The 17,220-nt window shown below is 62.9% G+C and carries 12 protein-coding genes, 2 tRNA genes and 1 pseudogene; 13 read left to right on the top strand and 2 right to left on the bottom strand.

Annotation, left to right across the window (positions count from 1 at the left end):
• Nucleotides 1-2: 2 nt before the first annotated feature.
• The 11 genes and pseudogenes from PMM47T1_RS10910 (at nt 3) to PMM47T1_RS30835 (ending at nt 13,004) form a co-directional block, all read left to right on the top strand.
• The gene (locus PMM47T1_RS10910; protein WP_202947820.1) at nt 3-1,427 is read left to right on the top strand and encodes an N-acetylmuramoyl-L-alanine amidase; all 1,425 of its coding nucleotides are present in this window, start codon (nt 3-5) and stop codon (nt 1,425-1,427) included.
• Nucleotides 1,424-3,322: a DNA mismatch repair endonuclease MutL gene (mutL, locus tag PMM47T1_RS10915; RefSeq protein WP_008368551.1), complete on the top strand. Its 1,899-nt coding sequence runs from the start codon at nt 1,424-1,426 to the stop codon at nt 3,320-3,322. Before PMM47T1_RS10910 ends, mutL begins: the two co-directional genes overlap by 4 nt.
• A 5-nt stretch (nt 3,323-3,327) precedes the next feature.
• A complete protein-coding gene (gene miaA, locus PMM47T1_RS10920; RefSeq protein WP_008368553.1) occupies nt 3,328-4,299 on the top strand; it encodes a tRNA (adenosine(37)-N6)-dimethylallyltransferase MiaA in 972 nt (323 codons plus the stop codon).
• Between the two features lie 93 nt (nt 4,300-4,392).
• Nucleotides 4,393-4,653 (top strand): RNA chaperone Hfq, encoded by a 261-nt coding sequence (gene hfq / locus PMM47T1_RS10925; RefSeq protein WP_008368554.1) that lies wholly within the window; start codon nt 4,393-4,395, stop codon nt 4,651-4,653.
• A 12-nt stretch (nt 4,654-4,665) separates the two neighbouring features.
• Entirely contained in the window at nt 4,666-5,967 is a 1,302-nt protein-coding gene (gene hflX, locus PMM47T1_RS10930) for a ribosome rescue GTPase HflX (RefSeq protein ID WP_008368556.1), read from the top strand.
• A gap of 96 nt (nt 5,968-6,063) precedes the next feature.
• Nucleotides 6,064-7,239 (top strand): FtsH protease activity modulator HflK, encoded by a 1,176-nt coding sequence (gene hflK, locus PMM47T1_RS10935; RefSeq protein WP_008368557.1) that lies wholly within the window; start codon nt 6,064-6,066, stop codon nt 7,237-7,239.
• Nucleotides 7,239-8,108 (top strand): protease modulator HflC, encoded by an 870-nt coding sequence (hflC, locus tag PMM47T1_RS10940; protein WP_008368559.1) that lies wholly within the window; start codon nt 7,239-7,241, stop codon nt 8,106-8,108. Before hflK ends, hflC begins: the two co-directional genes overlap by 1 nt.
• Before the next feature lie 285 nt (nt 8,109-8,393).
• Entirely contained in the window at nt 8,394-9,581 is a 1,188-nt protein-coding gene (locus PMM47T1_RS10945; RefSeq protein WP_008368561.1) for an ATP phosphoribosyltransferase regulatory subunit, read from the top strand.
• A 55-nt stretch (nt 9,582-9,636) separates the two neighbouring features.
• Entirely contained in the window at nt 9,637-10,929 is a 1,293-nt protein-coding gene (locus tag PMM47T1_RS10950) for an adenylosuccinate synthase (protein ID WP_008368563.1), read from the top strand.
• A 1,013-nt stretch (nt 10,930-11,942) separates the two neighbouring features.
• Nucleotides 11,943-12,098, top strand: a pseudogene (locus tag PMM47T1_RS30830) (hypothetical protein); the annotation flags it as partial.
• Between the two features lie 201 nt (nt 12,099-12,299).
• On the top strand, nt 12,300-13,004 hold the full coding sequence (locus PMM47T1_RS30835) for a methyl-accepting chemotaxis protein (RefSeq protein WP_443216091.1): 705 nt from the start codon (nt 12,300-12,302) through the stop codon (nt 13,002-13,004).
• Between the two features lie 155 nt (nt 13,005-13,159).
• On the opposite strand, the gene PMM47T1_RS10960 is transcribed toward PMM47T1_RS30835, so the two are convergent.
• Both PMM47T1_RS10960 and PMM47T1_RS10965 read right to left on the bottom strand, forming a co-directional pair.
• A tRNA-Leu gene (locus tag PMM47T1_RS10960) sits at nt 13,160-13,246 on the bottom strand.
• Nucleotides 13,247-13,421: 175 nt separating this feature from the next.
• A tRNA-Leu gene (locus PMM47T1_RS10965) sits at nt 13,422-13,508 on the bottom strand.
• Between the two features lie 225 nt (nt 13,509-13,733).
• Here PMM47T1_RS10965 and rnr point away from each other — a divergent pair.
• Together rnr and rlmB are read left to right on the top strand one after the other, a co-directional pair.
• Nucleotides 13,734-16,373 (top strand): ribonuclease R, encoded by a 2,640-nt coding sequence (rnr, locus tag PMM47T1_RS10970; RefSeq protein WP_008368567.1) that lies wholly within the window; start codon nt 13,734-13,736, stop codon nt 16,371-16,373.
• Entirely contained in the window at nt 16,370-17,128 is a 759-nt protein-coding gene (gene rlmB, locus PMM47T1_RS10975; protein WP_008368569.1) for a 23S rRNA (guanosine(2251)-2'-O)-methyltransferase RlmB, read from the top strand. Before rnr ends, rlmB begins: the two co-directional genes overlap by 4 nt.
• The last annotated feature ends 92 nt before the right edge of the window (nt 17,129-17,220 follow it).

Genomic DNA, 17,220 nt, shown 5'->3' on the forward strand with positions numbered 1-17,220 from the left:
GGGTGGGTGTTTGTATGCGCATTCGCGCGCTGGTCGCGTTCGTGGGGTTGCTGTTGGTGGCGTTTGTCACCGACGCGTTTGCGGCTTCGCAGGTCAAGAGTGTTCGCCTGTGGCGAGCGCCGGATAACACGCGGCTGGTATTCGACCTGTCGGGCCCGGTCGAACACAGCCTGTTTACCCTGCAATCGCCAGATCGCCTGGTCATCGACATCAACGGTGCGACCCTGGCCGCGCCGTTGAACCTGCCCATTGCCAACACGCCGATTACCTCGGTGCGTTCGGCGCAGCGCACGCCCACCGACTTGCGCGTGGTGATAGACCTGAAGAAGGCCGTCACCCCGAAAAGCTTCGCGCTGGCGCCTAACCAGCAGTACGGCAACCGCCTGGTAGTGGACCTGTACGACAACGCCGCCGATGCCGCGCCGCAACCGCCCGAGCCTGCCGTGGCCACCACACCGGCCGTGCCGGTGACCCCGGTGCAGCCGGCCATCAAGCTGGCGCCGGTGCCTAACGGCAAGCGTGACATTATCGTCGCCATCGACGCCGGCCACGGCGGCGAAGACCCGGGCGCCTCGGGTTCGCGCGGTCAGCATGAAAAAGACATCACCCTGTCCATCGCCCGTGAACTGCAGCGTCAGATCAATGGTGAAAAAGGCTTCCGCGCCGAGCTGACGCGTACCGGCGACTACTTCATCCCACTGCGCCAGCGCACCGAGATCGCCCGCAAGAAAGGCGCCGACCTGTTCGTGTCCATCCACGCCGACGCCGCACCGTCCTCGGCCGCCGTGGGCGCCTCGGTATTCGCTTTGTCCGAGCGTGGCGCCACCTCGGAAACCGCCCGTTGGCTGGCCGACAGCGAAAACCGCTCCGACCTGATCGGCGGCGCCGGGGCAGTGAGCCTGGACGACAAGGACAAGATGCTGGCCGGCGTGTTGCTGGACCTGTCCATGACCGCCTCGCTCAGTTCCAGCCTCAACGTGGGCCAGAAAGTGCTGAGCAACATCGGCCGGGTAACCCCCTTGCACAAGGCGCGCGTCGAGCAGGCGGGCTTCATGGTGCTGAAGTCTCCGGATATCCCGTCGATCCTGGTGGAAACCGGCTTCATTTCCAACGCCGGCGAGGCCGCGAAGCTGCAAAGCTCCAGCCATCAGCAGGCACTGGCCCGCTCCATTACCAGTGGCGTGCGCCAGTTCTTCCAGCAGAATCCGCCGCCGGGCACCTACATTGCCTGGCTGCGTGACAGCGGCAAGCTGGCCCAGGGGCCTACTGAGCACGTGGTGCGGCCGGGCGAAACCCTGCCTATGCTGGCCGTACGCTACAACCAGTCGGTGGCAACATTGCGCAGCACCAACAACCTGACCACCGATGAGCTGAAGATCGGCCAGACCCTGGAAATTCCTGCCACCGTGCTGGCGGCGCAGCAATGACCTCGTCCGCTCGCATCGAGCTGCTCAGCCCGCGCCTTGCCAACCAGATTGCCGCCGGTGAGGTGGTTGAGCGCCCGGCGTCGGTGACTAAGGAACTGCTGGAAAACAGCCTGGACTCCGGCGCCCGTCGTATCGACGTGGAAGTGGAACAGGGCGGCGTCAAGCTGCTACGGGTGCGTGATGACGGCAGCGGCATTGCCTCCGATGACCTGCCGCTGGCCCTGGCGCGTCACGCCACCAGCAAGATTCGCGACCTGGAAGACCTGGAGCGGGTGATGAGCCTGGGTTTCCGTGGTGAGGCACTGGCGTCGATCAGCTCCGTGGCGCGCCTGACCCTGACCTCCCGTACCCGCGATGCCGACCAGGCCTGGCAGGTGGAAACCGAAGGGCGTGACATGGCCCCGCGGGTGCAGCCAGCGGCGCACCCGGTGGGCACCTCGGTGGAGGTGCGCGACCTGTTTTTCAACACGCCCGCGCGGCGCAAGTTCCTCAAAACCGAAAAAACCGAATTCGACCACCTTCAAGAGGTGATCAAGCGCCTGGCCCTGGCCCGCTTCGACGTGGCGTTCCACCTGCGGCACAACGGCAAGACCATCCTCAGCCTGCACGAGGCCAACGACGAAATTGCGCGCGCCCGCCGCGTGGCGGCCATTTGCGGTCCAGGCTTCCTGGAACAGGCGATGCCCATCGAGATCGAGCGCAACGGCCTGCACCTGTGGGGCTGGGTGGGCTTGCCGACGTTCTCGCGCAGCCAGGCCGACCTGCAGTATTTCTTCGTCAATGGCCGCGCGGTGCGCGACAAGCTGGTGGCCCACGCGGTACGCCAGGCCTACCGCGACGTGCTGTTCAATGGTCGCCACCCCACCTTCGTGCTGTTTTTCGAGGTCGACCCGACTGTGGTCGACGTCAACGTGCACCCCACCAAGCACGAAGTGCGTTTCCGTGACGGGCGCATGGTGCACGACTTCCTGTACGGCACCCTGCACCGTGCACTGGCCGATGTGCGCCCCGAAGACCAGCTGCCTTCGGCGTCTACCGCCGAGACGTTGGCGCGCCCCACCGGGCTGGAAGCGGGCGAGTTCGGGCCCCAGGGCGAAATGCGCCTGGCCGCCAACCTGCTTGAACAACAGCAGCAGGAGCCCGCCAGCCGCGGCTACAGCAGCAGTTCGGGTGCCGGTTATCAGTACGTGCCACGCTCGGCGCAGCCTGCGCCCACCGCCGAAACCCAGGCGGCCTATCGCGAGTTCTACGCGCCGCTGCCACAGGCGGCCGGTGCGCCTGCGCCAGGCCTGCCGGAAGGCCAGGGCGATATTCCGCCGCTGGGCTATGCGCTGGCGCAGCTCAAGGGCATCTACATCCTGGCCGAGAACGCCCAGGGCCTGGTGCTGGTGGACATGCACGCCGCCCATGAGCGAATCATGTACGAGCGCCTCAAGATCGCCATGGCCAGCGAAGGCCTCAGTGGCCAGCCGCTGCTGGTGCCCGAGTCCATCGCGGTCAGCCAGCGCGAGGCCGATTGCGCCGAGGAGCACGCAGTGTGGTTCCAGCGCCTGGGCTTCGAGTTGCAGCGCCTGGGCCCGGAAAGCCTGGCCATCCGCCAGATTCCGGCCCTGCTCAAGCAGGCCGAGGCCAACCGCCTGGTGCACGACGTGTTGGCGGACCTGATGGAATACGGCACCAGTGACCGTATCCAGGCCCACCTCAACGAATTGCTGGGCACCATGGCCTGCCACGGCGCCATCCGCGCCAACCGGCGCCTGGCCATCCCGGAAATGAACGGCCTGCTGCGCGACATGGAAAACACCGAGCGCAGCGGTCAATGCAACCATGGCCGACCGACCTGGACCCAGATGGGCCTGGATGATCTGGACAAATTATTCCTGCGTGGCCGTTGATTGCGATGAGTGCGTTACCCCCCGCTATATTCCTGATGGGCCCCACGGCCGCCGGCAAGACGGACCTGGCCATCGAACTGAGCAAGGTGTTGCCCTGCGAGCTGATCAGCGTCGATTCGGCGCTGGTCTACCGGGGCATGGACATTGGCACTGCCAAGCCCTCCAAAGAGCTGCTGGCGGCCCATCCCCACGCCCTGATCGACATTCTCGACCCGGCCCAGGCCTATTCCGCTGCCGAGTTCCGCGCCGACGCCTTGCAGGCCATGGCTGAAATCACTGCTCGTGGAAACATTCCGTTGCTGGTTGGCGGAACCATGTTGTATTTCAAGGCGTTACTGGAAGGGCTGGCCGACATGCCGGCCGCCGACGCCGCCGTGCGCGAAGAGCTCGAAGCCATGGCCAAGGCCGGTGGGCTGCAGGCCCTGCATGACGAATTGGCACGTGTTGACCCGGTTTCGGCTGCCCGCATCCACCCCAATGACCCCCAGCGCCTGATCCGTGCACTGGAGGTTTACCGGGTAAGCGGTTCCAGCATGACCGAGCATCGCGCTCGACAATCTGCGCAAAGTACCTACGCAGGCGCTCCGGGCGGCGGTCAATTGCCCTATACTGTTGCCAGCCTGGCGATTGCGCCGACGGATCGCCAGGTGCTGCATGAACGTATCGCCCTGCGTTTTCGGCAAATGCTGGAACAGGGGTTCGTCGACGAGGTCAGAGCCTTGCGTGCCAGAAGTGACTTGCATGCCGGCCTGCCGTCTATACGTGCAGTGGGTTATCGCCAAGTCTGGGATCATCTGGATGGCAAGCTGAGCTCGGTGGAAATGCAGGAGCGGGGCATTATTGCGACACGTCAACTGGCCAAGCGACAGTTCACCTGGTTAAGAAGTTTCGGTGATCTTCACTGGTTGGACAGCCTGGCTTGTGACAATCTGCCACGTACCTTGAAATACCTTGGAACGGTCTCCATATTGAGCTGAGTCCTTGTAATTGCCGTCTATCCTTGGGGTGGGGCGGCTTAAGCCATCATTTTCTGTTTTTTCTTACTATTGATCCTTAAAGGAGTGCGGCACATGTCAAAAGGGCATTCGCTACAAGACCCTTACTTGAATACATTGCGTAAAGAGAAGGTCGGCGTTTCGATCTATCTCGTTAACGGTATCAAGTTGCAAGGTACAATCGAATCGTTCGACCAGTTCGTGATTTTGCTGAAGAACACTGTCAGCCAGATGGTCTACAAGCACGCTGTCTCCACCGTCGTACCGGTACGCCCGATCCGTCTGCCTAGCGCAACCGAATCCGAGCATGGCGACGTCGAACCAGGTAACGCCTGATAGGAGTCTGCTTTGTTCTTTGAGCGCCACGGTGGTGGTGAGCGGGCAATCCTCGTTCACTTGGATGGTCAGGACCCTGAGGCGCGCGAAGATCCGCAGGAGTTTCAGGAGCTGGCCGTTTCGGCTGGCGCCGAAACGGTCGCGTTCGTCAACGTGGCGCGTCACCAGCCCACGGCTAAATACCTGATTGGCAGCGGCAAGGTCGAGGAATTGCGCGACCGAGTCAAAGCCGAGCAGGTAGATCTGGTTATCTTCAACCACACCCTCACCCCCAGCCAGGAACGTAACCTCGAACGAGCCTTCGAGTGTCGCGTGCTGGACCGCACCGGTCTGATCCTGGATATCTTCGCCCAGCGGGCGCGTACCCATGAAGGCAAGCTGCAGGTGGAACTCGCCCAGCTTGAGCACATGAGCACGCGACTGGTTCGCGGCTGGACCCACCTTGAGCGCCAGAAAGGCGGTATCGGCCTGCGCGGCCCGGGTGAAACCCAGCTGGAAACCGACCGCCGCCTGCTGCGGGTACGCCTGCGTCAGATCAAGGCGCGCCTGGAAAAAGTTCGCAGCCAGCGTGAACAGGCCCGTCGTGGCCGCCGCCGCGCGGATATTCCGTCGGTGTCGCTGGTGGGCTACACCAACGCCGGCAAGTCCACGCTGTTCAACGCGGTGACCTCGTCCGAGGTGTACGCCGCCGACCAGTTGTTCGCCACCCTGGACCCTACCTTGCGCCGTCTGCAACTGGACGACCTGGGGCCGGTGATCCTCGCCGATACCGTGGGCTTCATTCGTCACCTGCCGCACAAGCTTGTGGAGGCTTTCCGGGCTACGCTCGAAGAGTCGAGCAACTCCGACCTGCTGCTGCACGTGATCGATGCTCATGAGCCGGAGCGCCTGCAGCAGATCGAGCAGGTCATGGCGGTGCTCACCGAGATCGGCGCCCATGGGTTGCCGATACTCGAGGTGTATAACAAAATCGATCTGCTTGAGGGGGTCGAACCACAGATCCAGCGCGATGCCGAGGGCAAGCCGCAACGGGTCTGGGTGTCGGCGCGCGATGGGCGCGGCCTGGAGCTGGTGAAGCAGGCCGTGGCCGAGTTGCTGGGCGAGGATCTGTTTGTCGGCACCTTGCGCCTGCCGCAGCAGTTGGGGCGCCTGCGAGCGCAGTTTTTCGAGATGGGGGTGGTGCAGAGCGAGGCACACGACGAGGATGGGTCCAGTCTGCTGGCCGTCCGCGTACCGCGTACCGAACTCAACCGTCTGGTCAGCCGGGCAGGGATGGAACCGCTGGAATTCATTGAGCAACACACTTTGCAATAAAAGCCCTGCAATGCGGCGATGCCGCGAGCTCGGGCATTCTGTAGCATTGGTTGGCGCGCCGTGGGTGCGTCTTTGCTTTATCAGATGGAGAGCGCTATGGCTTGGAATGAGCCGGGTGGCAACTCGAACAATCAGGATCCTTGGGGTGGTAAGCGCCGTGGGGGCGACCGCAAGGGGCCACCGGATCTCGACGAAGCCTTCCGAAAGCTGCAGGAAAGCCTGAACGGTTTGTTCGGTGGTGGAAAAAAACGCACGGGTGATGGCGGCGGTTCGTCCCGGGGTGGTGGCTTCGGCCTGCTCGGGATCGGGCTGGTCGTGCTGGCGGCCATCTGGCTGTACAGCGCCATCTACGTGGTCGATGAACAGGAACAGGCCGTGGTGCTGCGCTTCGGCAAGTACTATGAAACGGTCGGTTCGGGCCTGAATATCTATTTCCCGCCCATCGACAAGAAGTACCTGGAGAACGTGACGCGTGAGCGTACGTACACCAAGCAGGGCCAGATGCTCACCGAGGACGAAAACATCGTCGAAGTGCCGCTGACCGTGCAATACCGCATCAGCAACCTGCAGGACTTCGTGCTCAACGTCGACCAGCCGGAAGTCAGCCTGCAGCATGCCACCGACAGCGCCCTGCGCCACGTGGTGGGGTCCACCACCATGGACCAGGTGCTGACCGAAGGCCGCGAACTGATGGCCAGCGAAATCAAGAAGCGCCTGCAGGGCTTCATGGACACGTACAAGACCGGTATCACCATTACCCAGGTCAACGTGCAGAGCGCGGCCGCCCCGCGTGAGGTCCAGGAAGCCTTCGATGACGTGATCCGTGCCCGTGAAGACGAGCAGCGTTCGCGCAACCAGGCCGAGACCTACGCCAACGGCGTTATCCCGGAAGCCCGCGGCCAGGCCCAGCGCATCATCGAGGACGCCAATGGCTACCGCGATGAAGTGGTGTCCCGTGCCAAGGGTGAAGCCGATCGTTTCACCAAGCTGGTGACCGAGTACCGCAAGGCACCGGAAGTGACGCGTCAGCGCCTGTACCTGGAAACCATGCAGGACGTCTACAGCAACACCAGCAAGGTGCTGGTGAGCAGCGAGAAAGGGGGTAACAACCTGATCTACCTGCCGCTGGACAAGATGGTCAATGGCAACCACAACCCTGCTGCCGCGGCAGCAGGCAGCGTGACGCCGCAGGTCACCGATGCTGCCGGCGCCCGCGCTGCAGCCGATCTGCAACAGCAACAACGTGAACTGCGTTCCAGGGAGAGTCGCTGATGGGCAATAAATCACTGATCGCCCTGATCGTTGGCGTGGTATTGGCCATCGTGGCGTGGAACAGCTTCTACATCGTGTCCCAGACCGAGCGCGCCGTGCTGCTGCGCTTCGGCCGCGTGGTGCAGGCCGATGTGCAGCCAGGCTTGCACGTGAAAGTGCCGTACGTGAACCAGGTGCGCAAGTTCGACGCCCGCCTGATGACCCTCGACGCCCCTACCCAGCGGTTCCTGACCCTGGAGAAGAAGGCGGTGATGGTCGATGCGTACGCCAAGTGGCGGGTCAAGGACGCAGAGCGTTACTACACCGCTACCTCGGGCCTGAAGCAGATCGCCGACGACCGCCTTTCCCGGCGCCTGGAGTCGGGCCTGCGTGACCAGTTCGGCAAGCGCACCCTGCACGAAGTCGTGTCGGGCCAGCGAGACGAGTTGATGGCCGGCATTACCGAGTCGCTGAACAAGATGGCCAACGACGAGTTGGGCATTGAAGTCATCGACGTGCGGGTAAAAGCCATCGACCTGCCCAAGGAAGTCAACAAAAGCGTGTTCGACCGCATGAGCACCGAGCGTGAGCGTGAAGCCCGCGAGCATCGCGCCAAGGGTAACGAGCTGGCCGAGGGCATCCGTGCCGATGCCGATCGTCAGCGCCGGGTGTTGCTGGCCGAGGCCTATCGCGAGTCTGAAGAGGCCCGTGGTGATGGTGACGCCCAGGCAGCTGCCATCTACGCCAAGGCCTACGGCCAGGATCAGGAGTTCTACTCCTTCTACCGTAGCCTGCAGGCCTACCGCCAGAGTTTCTCCAACAAGAGCGACGTGCTGGTGCTGGACCCAAGCAGCGACTTCTTCCGCTACATGGAGAAGTACAAGCCGTGACACGGGTCTCCGCCGGGCGGTGAAATCGCCCGGCGGGGTGACCATTTCAGAAAACGTGTTATGATGCGGCAGCCGGGAAATTCCCGGCTTTTTTGCGTCTGCAAGATCGATTGGCCCATCGTGCCAGTCTTTTGCACAGGGTTTCGAAGTGTTTTCCATGTAATCGAGGGCAATGGCTCAAGCAGGCAGGGCGGTATAGAAACCGCTGCACGTTGCCTCGTCATTGCCTGCTTCACTCACGGCTCGCATCGAAGCGTGCCGCCCGGATCATAGGGGAAAGGCGTAATGGCAACGGTAGACCGCTGGCTGCTGCCAGATGGCATCGAAGAAGTACTGCCGCCGGAAGCGGCGCGCATTGAAGTAGCGCGTCGCCAGGTGTTGGATCTGTTCCAGAGCTGGGGCTACGAGTTCGTCGTCACCCCGCATATCGAGTACCTGGAGTCGCTGCTGACCGGCGCGGGCCAGGACCTGGATCTGCGCACCTTCAAGGTTGTCGACCCGCAATCCGGGCGCCAGATGGGCTTCCGTGCCGACATCACCCCGCAGGTGGCGCGCATCGATGCGCATACCTTGCGTCGTGAAGGCCCAAGCCGCCTGTGCTACGCCGGCAGCGTGCTGCACGCCCAGCCGCGGGCCCTGTCGTCGTCGCGCAGCCCGATCCAGCTGGGTGCCGAGTTGTACGGCGATGCCAGCCCGAGCAGCGATGTTGAAGTGATCAGCCTGATGCTGGCTATGCTTCAGTTGGCGGATGTGCCGGATGTGCACATGGACCTTGGCCATGTAGGTATCTATCGTGGCCTGGCGCGCGCGGCCGGTTTGTCCGGCAGCGTCGAGCAGCAATTGTTCGATGCCTTGCAGCGCAAGGCCATCGATGAAGTCATTGCCCTGACCGAAGGCCTGCCGGCCGACCTCGCCGCCATGCTGCGGGCGCTGGTTGAGCTGTGCGGTGGGTCGGAAGTGTTCGCCGAAGCGCGCGTGCGCCTGGCCAACGCCCCGGCGCCGGTCATCGCTGCCCTGGACGACCTGCAAGCCATCGCCGAGCGCCTGGCTGCACGTTTCCCCGAGCTGCCGCTGTATTTCGACCTGGGCGAGCTGCGCGGCTACCACTACCACACCGGTGTGGTGTTCGCCGTGTTCGTCCCGGGTGTCGGCCAGTCGATCGCCCAGGGCGGTCGCTACGACGACATCGGCGCCGATTTTGGTCGTGCGCGTCCGGCAACGGGCTTCTCCACCGACCTCAAGACCCTGGTTACCCTGGGTCGTGCGGAAGTGGAACTGCCCAGCGGTGGCATCTGGATGCCAGACAGCACCGATGCGGCATTGTGGCAGCAGGTCTGCCAACTGCGTCGTGAAGGCCAGCGTGTGGTTCAGGCCCTGCCTGGCCAGTCGCTGAACGCGGCCGTGGAGGCCGATTGCGACCGCCAATTGATTCAGCAGAACGGGCTGTGGCAAGTACTGCCGCTGGCTTCTTGAGTTTTCCCGCCGGCCCGATGCCGGCACCAAGTTTGCGCGAATGAGGACAAGTGTCATGGGTAAGAATGTCGTAGTCCTGGGCACCCAATGGGGTGATGAGGGCAAAGGCAAGATCGTTGATCTGCTGACCGAACATGCAGCCGCCGTAGTGCGCTACCAAGGTGGCCACAACGCTGGCCACACCCTGGTGATCGACGGTGAGAAAACCGTCCTGCACCTGATTCCGTCGGGCGTGCTGCGCGAAGGCGTACAGTGCCTGATCGGCAACGGCGTGGTGGTTGCACCCGACGCCCTGCTGCGTGAAATCATCAAGCTGGAAGAGAAGGGCGTACCGGTGCGCGAGCGCCTGCGCATCAGCCCTTCCTGCCCGCTGATCCTGTCGTATCACGTGGCCCTGGACCAGGCTCGCGAGAAGGCCCGTGGCGAGCACAAGATCGGCACCACCGGTCGTGGCATCGGCCCGGCCTACGAAGACAAGGTTGCACGTCGCGGCCTGCGCATCGGTGACCTGTTCCACCGCGAGCGTTTCGCCGCCAAGCTGGGCGAGTTGCTGGACTACCACAACTTCGTACTGGTCAATTACTACAAAGAGCCGGCCATCGACTTCCAGAAGACTCTGGACGAGTGCATGGAATACGCCGAGCTGCTGAAGCCGATGATGGTTGACGTCACTGCCGAGCTGCACGCCCTGCGTCGCGCTGGCAAGGACATCATGTTCGAAGGCGCCCAGGGTTCGCTGCTGGACATCGACCACGGTACCTACCCGTACGTCACCAGCTCCAACACCACCGCCGGCGGCATCGCCACCGGTTCGGGCGTGGGCCCTATGTACCTGGACTATATCCTGGGTATCACCAAGGCCTACACCACTCGCGTGGGTTCGGGCCCTTTCCCTACCGAGCTGTTCGACGACGTCGGCGCGTATCTGGCCAAAAAAGGTCACGAGTTCGGTGCCACCACCGGTCGTGCCCGTCGTTGCGGCTGGTTCGATGCCGTCATCCTGCGTCGCGCCATCGACGTCAACAGCATCTCGGGCCTGTGCCTGACCAAGCTGGACGTGCTGGACGGCCTGGAAACCATCAACATCTGCGTGGGCTACAAGAACGCCGACGGCGCTGTCATCGACGCACCGACTGACGCCGACAGCTACATCGGCCTGGAGCCGGTGTACGAGCAGATGCCAGGTTGGAGCGAGTCGACCGTGGGCGCCAAGTCCCTGGAAGAGCTGCCAGCTGCTGCCCGTGCCTACATCAAGCGCGTGGAAGAGCTGGTGGGCGCGCCGATCGACATCGTGTCGACCGGCCCGGACCGCAACGAGACCATCGTGCTGCGTCACCCGTTCGCGTAACAAGCGTTGATGTAAATCACAAAGGGCCCGAATAAGGGCCCTTTGTCGTTTTTGCCTGCTGTGCGGCATGGCGTTTGCTGTGATTATTTCTTGTCGGTGCCATCATTTTGATGGCCGTTAAAAAACAAGAGGAATCACCCGTGTCGGCCGTACTTTCTCTTTTGCGCAGTCGTTTGCTGCGGCCCGTGTTCATCGCCCTTGGCATGGCCCTTTTGGTGCAGGTGCTGGTTGCCCTTGCGCTGACCCGGAGCACCGTGGGCGCGTTGGAGGCTGACTTGGGGGTGCGCCTGCAGGCAGACACCAAAGCGCTCACTGGCCAGCTGGATCAGGCGGGGCGCGACGTCACGTCGGGGCTCGACGGCCTGTCGGCCAGCACCCGGCAGCGCCTCAGTGCAGGCTTGTCGTCGCGCTTGGAAGAAGAGCAGGGGCATATTCGTAACACGCTGGAGCAGGACCTCAAGGACTCGGCCAACGCCATGGCGCAACTCCTGGCCTCGGTAGCGCCGCGTGCCATCTGGGACAATGACGTGCCCACCCTGTCGGAGTTCGCCCGCCAGGCCCAGCGTAACCCCAATGTATTGTTCGTGATTTACGACGATGCCCAGGGTCAGCACCTGACGCGCTACCTCAACCGAGAAAACGCCATCAACCAGGCCCTTTTGGAAAAGGGCACCGGTGAGCGGCCGCTGGACAAGGTGCTGGATGCAGCGAAGAACGATCCATCGGTGTATTACGTCGAGGCCTCCATCAGCCCCAATGGTGTGGAGATCGGCAAGGTGCGCATGGGCGTGTCCACTGCTAACGTCGACACTGAGTTGAGTGCGCTGGATAAACGCTATGCCGCCTTGATTGCCAGCGGCGATCAATTGGTGGGCGACAGCCTGATGGGTGCGTCGGCAGACAGCTCCAAGGCGCTCAGGGCGCGTCTGGAGGTGGCGCAGGGCAGTGCCGCGGCCTTGCAGGGCAATGCCGTGCACAGCGTCCAGGAAGCGGCGGCGACGCTGCGCTGGCATATGGGTCTGGCCTTGGCGCTGGTGGGTTTTGGCGTGTTGCTGTTGGTGGGAGTGGTGTTGGGGCGTAGGGTGGTGAGCAAGTTGCGCCTGTTGAGCGCTGCGCTCAATGACCTGGCAGCGGGCGAGGGCGACCTGACCAAGCGCGTGCAGGTGAGCAGTGACGACGAAATCGGCGACATGGCGGCAGCGGTGAATCGCTTTGTCGACAAACTGCAGCCCATCGTGCGCGAGGCGGGCGATGTGGCTCACCGTACCGGTCAGGAAATCGGCGCCATGGCGCAGCGCAATGCCGGGGCCGACACGGCGGCGCAATTGCAGAGTGATGAGGTGGCGGCCAGCCTGGAAGTGCTGTCGACCATGGCCGATGAAGCGCAGGCGGAAAGCCGTGCCATGCAGTCGGCGTTGCAGCAGGTGGTGGAAATTCGCCAGGCCACCGATGCCAATACCCAGGCCTCTGCCCAGGTGGGCAGCCTGATCGAGGCGCTGGCTGGCCAGGTACACAATGGCGCCAAGGTCATCGAGCGGCTGGCCGAACAGAGCCAGCAGATCGAAGTGGTGCTCAGCGTGATTCAGAGCATTGCCGAACAAACCAACCTGTTGGCACTCAATGCCGCCATCGAGGCGGCGCGGGCAGGCGAAAGCGGGCGGGGATTCGCGGTGGTGGCTGACGAGGTACGGGCCCTGGCCAGCAAGACCCAAAGCTCTACCGGTGACATTCAAGCGCATATCGGTGCCTTGCAGGCCGGGGCGCGTGAAGCGGTGGCTGCCATTGGTCAGGCGGGGCGTCAGGCCAGCGAAGGGTTGCTGGTGTTACGTGACAGTGCCCGCTTGCAGCAAAGCGTGCAGGCGTCGGTTGAGCAGGTGCACACGGCTATTGGCCTGGCGACCCGCGCGGCAGAGCAGCAGGCCGATGGTGCGCAGGCGGTGAAGGGCAGGGTAGAGAATATTCACGCCCAGGCACGGCGGGCGGCCAAAGTAGTGGCCGATACCACGGCCAGCAGCAAGGTGCTCGATGACCTGGCCGCGCAGTTGCGCGACAGCATTGGGCAATTCCGCGCCTGATCCCCGAACCTGTAGCTGCCGCTGAGGCCCAAGGCCAGCGAACCCTGGCGGCAGCGGCTACAAGATAGGGGGGAGTTTTCGGCGGGCAGAAACGCAAAAACCCGCTTTCGCGGGTTTTTGAGATGATTTGCAGACCGTGATCTGTAAATCTGAATTGGTGCCCAGAAGAAGACTCGAACTTCCACGACCGTAAGGTCACCAGCACCTGAAGCTGGCGTGTCTACCAATTTCACCATCTGGGCAGCTACTTCGACGTTGTCCGTCGTTGTGGGGCGCACTATACGGAGCAAGTGTGGGGCTGTAAACCCCTGGAGCAACATTTTTTCAAAAAGTTTTTCCAGGCCCTTGAAACGCAAAAACCCGCTTTCGCGGGTTTTTGTGGGAGGCCTAAGATTGTTGTAATCTCAAGCCTGAAATTGGTGCCCAGAAGAAGACTCGAACTTCCACGACCGTAAGGTCACCAGCACCTGAAGCTGGCGTGTCTACCAATTTCACCATCTGGGCATCATCTTCAGCGCAGTTGCGTTGTCGATGGCGCGCACTATACGGGCAGTGTTTTCACCTGTAAACCCCTGTTGTGAAAAAAGTTTAGGTTTTTCCAGGTTTCTTCCGAGCGGTGCTTTTTTTGCGGGAAGATGCGGCAATGCGGGGCTGTCAAACCGTGAAATTTCCCGTTTCAATACGCGTATGCCAAACTAACCCTTATATAGACAAGGTGAAATTTCTCTAATGGCCGATTGGCAGTCCCTCGATCCCGAGGCCGCTCGTGAAGCGGAAAAATACGAAAACCCTATTCCCAGCCGTGAGCTGATCCTCCAGCACCTCGACGAGCGCGGCTCTCCCGCCAGCCGCGAGCAGCTGGTGGAGGAGTTCGGGCTTACCACCGAGGAGCAGTTGGAGGCCTTGCGCCGCCGCCTGCGTGCCATGGAGCGCGACGCCCAACTGATCTACACCCGCCGCGGCACCTATGCCCCTGTGGATAAACTGGACTTGATCGCCGGTCGCATCAGCGGCCACCGCGACGGTTTCGGTTTCCTGATCCCTGATGACGGCTCCGACGACCTGTTCATGAGCCCGGCGCAAATGCGCCTGGTGTTCGACGGTGACCGCGCGCTGGCTCGTGTTTCCGGCCTGGACCGTCGTGGTCGCCGTGAAGGCGTCATCGTCGAAGTGGTGTCCCGTGGTCACGAGACCATCGTGGGTCGCTATTTTGAAGAGGGCGGCATCGGCTTCGTCACCCCGGACAACCCCAAGGTCAATCAGGAAGTGTTGATTACCCCGGGCCGCAATGCAGGCGCCAAGGTCGGTCAGTTCGTGGAGGTGAAAATCACCCACTGGCCTACGCCGCGCTTCCAGCCTCAGGGTGACGTGGTCGAAGTGGTCGGCAATTACATGGCGCCGGGCATGGAAATCGACGTCGCGCTGCGCACCTACGACATTCCTCACGTATGGCCTCAGGCCGTGCTCAAGGAAGCCGCCAAGCTCAAGCCCGAGGTCGAAGAGAAGGACAAGCAGAACCGCGTTGACCTGCGCCACCTGCCGTTCGTCACCATCGACGGCGAAGACGCCCGCGACTTCGACGATGCCGTGTACTGCGAGGCCAAGAGCAAGCTGCGCCTGTTCAATGGCGGATGGAAGCTCTACGTGGCCATTGCCGACGTATCCAGCTATGTGAAGCTGGGTTCGGCCCTGGACGAAGAGGCCCAGGTGCGTGGCAACTCGGTGTACTTCCCCGAGCGCGTGATTCCGATGCTGCCCGAGGAGCTGTCCAACGGCCTGTGCTCGCTGAACCCGCACGTCGACCGCCTGGCCATGGTCTGCGAGATGACCATCTCCAAGACCGGCGAGATGACCGACTATCAGTTCTACGAAGCGGTCATCCACTCCCACGCGCGCCTGACCTACAACAAGGTCAGCACTATGCTTGAGCATTCGCGTACCGCCGAGGCCAAGACCCTGCGTGGCGAGTTTGGCAATGTGCTGCCGGACTTGAAGCAGCTGTATGCGCTGTACAAGGTGCTGTTGGGCGCCCGCCATGCCCGTGGTGCCATCGACTTCGAAACCCAGGAAACCCGGATCATCTTCGGCTCCGAGCGCAAGATCGCCGAAATCCGGCCGACCGTGCGCAACGACGCCCACAAGCTGATCGAAGAGTGCATGCTGGCCGCCAACGTAGCCACCGCCGCATTCCTGCAAAAGCATGAAATTCCGGCCCTGTACCGCGTGCACGATGGTCCGCCGCCAGAGCGCCTGGAAAAATTGCGTGCCTTCCTGGGTGAGCTTGGCCTGTCGATCAACAAGGGCAAGGATGGTCCGTCGCCCAAGGATTACCGCGCGTTGCTGGAGAAAATCCAGGACCGTCCGGACTTCCACGTGATCCAGACCGTGATGCTGCGCTCCCTGAGCCAGGCGGTGTACAGCGCCGAGAACAACGGCCACTTCGGCCTGAACTACGAAGCCTACACCCACTTCACTTCGCCGATCCGTCGCTACCCTGACCTGCTGACCCACCGCGCCATTCGCAGTGTGATCCGCTCGAAGATGGACACCCCGCACGTCAAGCGTGCCGGCGCCCTGACCATTCCGAAAGCGCGCATCTACCCGTACGACGAGCCGGCACTGGAGGAGTTGGGCGAGCAGTGCTCCATGAGCGAGCGTCGCGCCGACGAAGCCACCCGTGACGTGACCAACTGGCTCAAGTGCGAGTTCATGAAGGACCGCGTGGGTGAGACCTTCCCAGGCGTGATCACCGCCGTGACCGGTTTCGGCCTGTTCGTGGAACTCACCGATATCTTCGTCGAAGGCCTGGTGCACGTCACCGCGCTGCCGGGCGACTACTACCACTTCGACCCTGTGCATCACCGCCTGGCGGGCGAGCGCACTGGCCGCAGCTTCCGCCTGGGCGACACCGTGGAAGTGCAGGTCATGCGGGTTGACCTGGACGAGCGCAAGATCGATTTCGGCATGTCGGACAAGGCCGCCAGCGCACCGGTGGGCCGCAAGCATCGCCAGGCCGACAAGCCTGAGGCGAAGAAGGCGCCAGAGCGCAAGTCAGCTGACAAGAAGCCGGCGGCCAAGTCCTACGACAAGCCTGTGTACGAAAAACCTGCGCCGGCCGCGCCGCTGTCCAAGCCGTCCAAGCGCCCGGCCAAGTCTTCGGAGTCGGCCAGCGCCTACCGCGCGTCGGACGCGGTGGCCAACAACGCCGACGTGCGCAAGAGCCGGGAAGTGAAAAAAGCCCTGCTGGCTGAAGCCAAGGGCGGCGCCGGCAAGCCTGCGCGTTCGGACAAGTCCGGCGCGGCAAAGCCCACCACGCACCGCAAGGGCCCGTCCAAGACCGGGTCACGTAAACCGAAGGCGAAGTCATGAGTCAGTTGGAAAAGATCTACGGCGTTCACGCCGTGGAAGCCCTGTTGCGCCACCACCCCAAGCGGGTCAAGCAAATCTGGCTGGCGGAAAGCCGCAACGATCCGCGCGTGCAGCCTCTGCTCGCGCTGGCTGCCGAGAACCGCGTGTCGGTCGGCCAGGCCGAGCGCCGCGAGATGGATGCCTGGGTGGACGGCGTTCACCAGGGCGTGGTCGCCGAAGTCAGCCCTAGCCAGGTCTGGGGTGAGGCGATGCTCGACGAACTGCTCGATCGTACCGAAGGTGCACCGTTGCTGCTGGTGCTGGACGGCGTAACCGACCCGCACAACCTCGGCGCCTGCCTGCGCACCGCTGATGCGGCGGGCGTGCTGGCAGTGATCGTACCCAAGGACAAATCGGCAACCCTGACTCCTGCGGTACGAAAAGTCGCCTGCGGCGCTGCCGAGGTGATCCCGCTGGTGGCCGTGACCAACCTGGCGCGCACCCTGGAAAAACTACAGCAGCGCGGCCTGTGGGTGGTCGGCACGGCCGGGGAGGCCGAGCAGGAGTTGTACCAGCACGACATGACCGGTCCGACCATCCTGGTGATGGGCGCCGAAGGCAAGGGCATGCGCCGCCTGACCCGCGAGCATTGCGATTACCTGGTGAAACTGCCGATGCACGGCAGCGTCAGCAGCCTGAACGTATCGGTTGCCACGGGCGTGTGCCTGTTCGAAGTCGTTCGTCAGCGCGGCGCAAAGGCCTCGGCGAAAAAATGATGTAGCCTTTGTGGGTGCTGGCTTGCCAGCGAGCTTTTGACGCCCCCCGAAAAGCTCGCTGGCAAGCCAGCTCCCACGGCTGTTCAAATATT

Source organism: Pseudomonas sp. M47T1 (assembly GCF_000263855.1).
Taxonomy (GTDB): Bacteria; Pseudomonadota; Gammaproteobacteria; order Pseudomonadales; family Pseudomonadaceae; genus Aquipseudomonas.